Below are 4,685 nucleotides of genomic sequence, written 5' to 3' on the forward strand. Positions count from 1 at the left end.
GCAACAAGGGCGTCATCTCCAAGATCCTCCCGGTCGAGGACATGCCGTTCCTGGAGGACGGCACCCCGGTCGACATCATCCTCAACCCGCTGGGCGTGCCCGGCCGGATGAACGTGGGCCAGGTCCTCGAGACCCACCAGGGCTGGATCGCGGCCCGCGGCTGGGACATCTCCGGCGTCCAGGAGGCATGGGCCGAGCGGCTGCGCGACAAGGGCTTCGAGACGGTCGAGCCGCGCACCAACATGGCCACCCCGGTCTTCGACGGCGCCCACGAGGAGGAGATCATCGGACTGCTCGGCAGCACGATCCCGAACCGCGACGGGGATCGGCTGGTCGAGAAGAGCGGCAAGGCCCGGCTGTTCGACGGACGCAGCGGGGAGCCGTTCCCGTATCCGGTGGCGGTCGGCTACATCTACATCCTCAAGCTGCTCCACCTGGTCGACGACAAGATTCACGCGCGTTCGACCGGCCCGTACTCGATGATCACCCAGCAGCCGCTCGGCGGTAAGGCCCAGTTCGGTGGCCAGCGCTTCGGTGAGATGGAGGTCTGGGCCCTGGAGGCGTACGGCGCCGCCTACGCCCTCCAGGAACAGTTGACGATCAAGTCCGACGACGTGGTGGGCCGGGTGAAGGTCTACGAGGCGATCGTGAAGGGCGAGAACGTTCCGGAGCCCGGGATTCCCGAGTCGTTCAAGGTGCTGATCAAGGAAATGCAGTCGCTGTGCCTGAACGTCGAGGTGCTCTCCAGCGACGGCGCGTCCATCGAACTGCGCGACACCGACGAGGACGCCTTCCGCGCCGCCGAAGAACTCGGCATCGACCTGTCGCGACGGCCGAACGAGGGGGTGATGCGCGTCGACGACATCTGAGCGTGCCCGTCGACGGTGCTCCGAGTGCGGGGTGGGCGCCGAGGGGTCGTCAGAGCAGTTGAGCGGCTCGTCACAGCAACCTGGCGGGGTGTCGGGGGCTGACACGGACGCCTGGCCGGGCGTGAGCGGGCCGCGCGAACTCGGCGGTGGTGCCGACGGGCCGGCACCACAATCCGGCAAGAAGTCGACGAGCCGCCACAAACGCCCGACAGCACCGGCAGCCGACCACAACAACCCAACGAAGCGACGACAAGCCGACACAACACCCTGGCGTGACGTTGACGGGTCGCCACAACCGCCCTGGGCATGGCCGCCGACCACAACAGCCCAACGGGATGACGGCGGGCCACCACAACAACCCGACGAGACACCGACGGATCGCCGCAACTGCCTGACAGCGTCGGCAGCCGACCATAGCGCGGCAACGTGACGACAAGCCGACAAGATGCCGGCACGTCACCACTACCGCGCGACAGCGCCGATAGCCGACCACAACCCAGCGAAGTGACGACAAACCGACACAATAACCCGACAAGATGCTGGCAGGTCACCACAACCGCCGACAGCCTGGCAGCCAGCCACAACAGCCCAACGGGATGACGGCGGGTCGGCTCGACAACCGGGCGGAGCGACGGAGAACCCACAGCAGCCCAATGGGGTGACGGCGAACCGGCTCGACAACCGGGCGGAGCGACGGAGAACCCACAGCAGCCCAATGGGGTGACGGCGAACCGGCTCGGCATCCGGCGGAGTGGGCGGAGAGCCGGCAGCGGCCCGATGGAGTGACGGTGGGTCATAGGAGCCCGGCCTCGTGGACCAGGATCGCCGCCTGCACCCGGTTGCCCAGGCGCAGTTTGGCCAGCGCCCGGCTGACATGTGCCTTGACGGTCGTCTCCGACATCGACAGCTCGCGCCCGATCTGCCGGTTGGACAGCCCGCGGGCGACCGCCAGCACCACCTCGTGCTCGCGGTCGGTCAGCGTGTCGAGCAACCGGCGGGCGGCCGCGGGCCTCGGAGGGTCGTTCCGCTCGGCGAAGGCGCTGATGAGCCGCCTGGTCACGCTGGGGGCGAGCATGGCGTTCCCGGCCGACACCGTACGGACGGCGTTGACCAGGTCGCCGGGCGGGATGTCCTTCAACAGGAAGCCGACCGCGCCCGCGCGGAGCGCCTCGTGCACGTATTCGTCGAGGTCGAACGTGGTGAGCATGACGACCTTCGGCGCGCCGGGCGAGGTGGCGATGCGCGCGGCGGCGGCCAGGCCGTCGGTGCCCGGCATCCGCACGTCCATGAGCACGACGTCGGGACGGCATCGGCTCGCCGCGGCGACCGCCTCGTCCCCGTCGCTCGCCTCGGCGACGACGGAGATGTCACCGGACGACTCCAGCATCATCCGCAGCCAGGAACGCACCATCCGCTCGTCATCGGCGACCAGAACCCTGATCACACCGACTCCTCGACGGGCTCCCCAACCGATTTCCCAACGGGCACCCCAACTGGGCCTCCAATTGGGTCTCCAATGCGCACCCCCACGGGCTCCTCAACCGGCTCCCCGTCCGATACCCCAGCGGGCCCTCTAACCGACGCCCCGAACGACGCCCCAACCGGTTCCCCAACCGATTTCCCGACGGGCCGCCCGACCGAGATCCCGAACTCCTCCCCCACCCGCTCGCCGCACGACTCCTCAACCGGCTCCTCGGCCACTTCCCCGAGCGCCTCCTGGACCGACTCCCCGACCAGGCCTCCGTACGACTCTTGGACCGACTCCCCGTACGACTCCTGAACCGGTTCGGCGGGCAGTCGGGCGGTGACGGTGAAGCCGCCTCCCGGGCGGCGGCCGGTGCGCAGCGTGCCGCCGAGCAGCGAGACCCGTTCGCGCAGGCCGAGCAGCCCGAGGCCGCCCCCGGGCAGGGAGTCCGCCGGACGAGGCCCGGCCGGCGGCCCGTTGTCGACGACCACCTCCAACTCGTCGGGGCGGTAACGCAGGACCACCTCGACGTCGCACTCCCCCACGTGTTTGTGCACGTTGGTGAGCGCCTCCTGCACCACCCGGTAGGCGGCGCGCTGCGCGGCCTCGGACACCGGCCTGGGCTCGCCCTCGTCGCGCCGGCGCACCCGCAGCCCGGCCGACGTGGACTGGCCGAGCAGCCGGTCGAGGTCGGCCAGCGACGGAGGCGGCGCGTGCCCGTCGAGCGGCTCGACGGTGCGCAACACGCCCAGCACCTCGCGCAGGTTGGCCAGCGCCTCCCTGCCGGTGGCGCGGATGTTCGCGATCTCGGCGGCCGTGCGCTCGTCGGGGACGCTGACCTCAAGCGCGCCGGCGTGCAGCACGATCAGCGACACGCGGTGTGCCACGACGTCGTGCATCTCCCGCGCGATACGCGTGCGTTCCTGCGCCCTGGCCTGCTCGGCCCTGGCCGACTGCTCGCGTTCCAGCCGCTCGGCACGCTCGCGCAGCCCGGCGAGCACCTGCCGCCGCGCTCCCACCCACAAGCCCGCGACCAGCGGTAACACAATCGCCCAGATGAGATCGGCGCCCATGTCCTGGGCCGACCAGCCGCCGCCGTGCGTGGAGGTCAGCAGCGGCCGCGCGGCGACCAGCGCCGTTGCCGCCGCGATGTAGACCGGGACGAACCGTCGCCGGGTCGCGGCTGTCACCATGTAGTAGGTCGCCGCGGCCAGGACGTGCCACTGCCCGAACAGCACGCATGCCGCCGCGCCCAGCACGATCAGCGGCCATCGGTGCCAGCGACCGGCCCACGCCGCCACTCCACAGGCCACGGCGAACAGCGCCCGCCACGGGTCTGCCAAGGCATCGGCCTGGCCGTCGACAGGCAGCACGATGGACAACACGGCCACCACCGGGCCGACGACCCAGGGCGCGGCGCGATCGACGGCCCTGGCCAGCTCGCCGAGCACCCGGCGTTCGAGCGACGTCCTTTCCACATCAAGAGCGTATGGCCGGGCAGGCCGTGCCGAGCCGGTCCGTTCGGCTCGGCGACCCCCTACGAAAGTTGCAGGCGCCGTCCGTCCACATCGACTCCTGGACGAGGCGCCCGCGGCCGTCCGGCGGCAAAGTGCTGGCCATGCACACGAGAACACGACGTCGCACCCGTGGGGAGGCCGCGTGATCGAGGCGATGGGCCTCACCAAGAGGTACGGGCGCGCGGTCGCGGTCGACGGCCTGTCCTTCAGCGTCCCGCCGGGACGCGTGACCGGCTTCCTCGGCCCGAACGGAGCGGGCAAATCCACCACGATGCGCATGATCCTGGGCCTGGACAACCCGACGGCCGGGCACGCCCTCGTCGCCGGCCGCCGGTACCGGGACCTGCGCCATCCCCTGCGAACCGCAGGGGCGTTACTGGACGCCGGCTGGGTGCATCCGAACCGGTCGGCGCGGGCGCATCTGCGCTGGCTGGCCAGGTCCAACGACATTCCGGCGCGGCGGGCCGACGAGGTGCTCGAGGAAGTCGGGCTCGGCGCGGTCGCCGACCGGCGCGCGGGCGGCTTCTCGCTGGGCATGGCGCAACGCCTCGGCATCGCCGGCGCGTTGCTGGGCGATCCGGAGGTGCTGCTGTTCGACGAGCCGGTGAACGGGCTCGATCCGGAGGGCGTGCGGTGGATCCGCGGGCTGATGCGGCGACTGGCCGCCGAGGGACGCACCGTGCTGGTGTCCAGTCATCTGCTGTCGGAGATGGCGCTCACCGCGCACGATCTGATCGTCATCGGGCGGGGGCGGTTGATCTCGCAGGGCGGGGCGGCGGAGTTCGTGTCGCGAGCGACCGAGACCACAGTGCGGGTCCGCACTCCGGAGACGGC

General features: G+C 70.9%; 4 protein-coding genes. 2 read left to right on the forward strand and 2 right to left on the reverse strand.

The annotated features are described in order from the left end of the window. A partial coding sequence (locus HII36_RS53390; RefSeq protein ID WP_456238041.1) for a DNA-directed RNA polymerase subunit beta occupies positions 1 to 869 on the forward strand: 869 nt, incomplete at its 5' end. A 793-nt stretch (positions 870 to 1,662) separates the two neighbouring features. Here HII36_RS53390 and HII36_RS53395 read toward each other — a convergent pair. Together HII36_RS53395 and HII36_RS53400 are read right to left on the reverse strand one after the other, a co-directional pair. Beyond that, positions 1,663 to 2,313, reverse strand: coding sequence for a response regulator (locus HII36_RS53395; RefSeq protein WP_173531063.1), 651 nt, complete (start codon positions 2,311 to 2,313; stop codon positions 1,663 to 1,665). Beyond that, the gene (locus HII36_RS53400; RefSeq protein ID WP_328808309.1) at positions 2,310 to 3,812 is read right to left on the reverse strand and encodes a sensor histidine kinase; all 1,503 of its coding nucleotides are present in this window, start codon (positions 3,810 to 3,812) and stop codon (positions 2,310 to 2,312) included. The genes HII36_RS53395 and HII36_RS53400 overlap by 4 nt, the downstream gene beginning before the upstream one ends. A gap of 181 nt (positions 3,813 to 3,993) precedes the next feature. Here HII36_RS53400 and HII36_RS53405 point away from each other — a divergent pair. Next, the coding region (locus tag HII36_RS53405) for an ABC transporter ATP-binding protein (protein ID WP_173531064.1) at positions 3,994 to 4,685 on the forward strand (692 nt) is incomplete at its 3' end.

It is taken from the genome of Nonomuraea antri (assembly GCF_013283785.1).
Classification (GTDB): domain Bacteria; phylum Actinomycetota; class Actinomycetes; order Streptosporangiales; family Streptosporangiaceae; genus Nonomuraea; species Nonomuraea antri.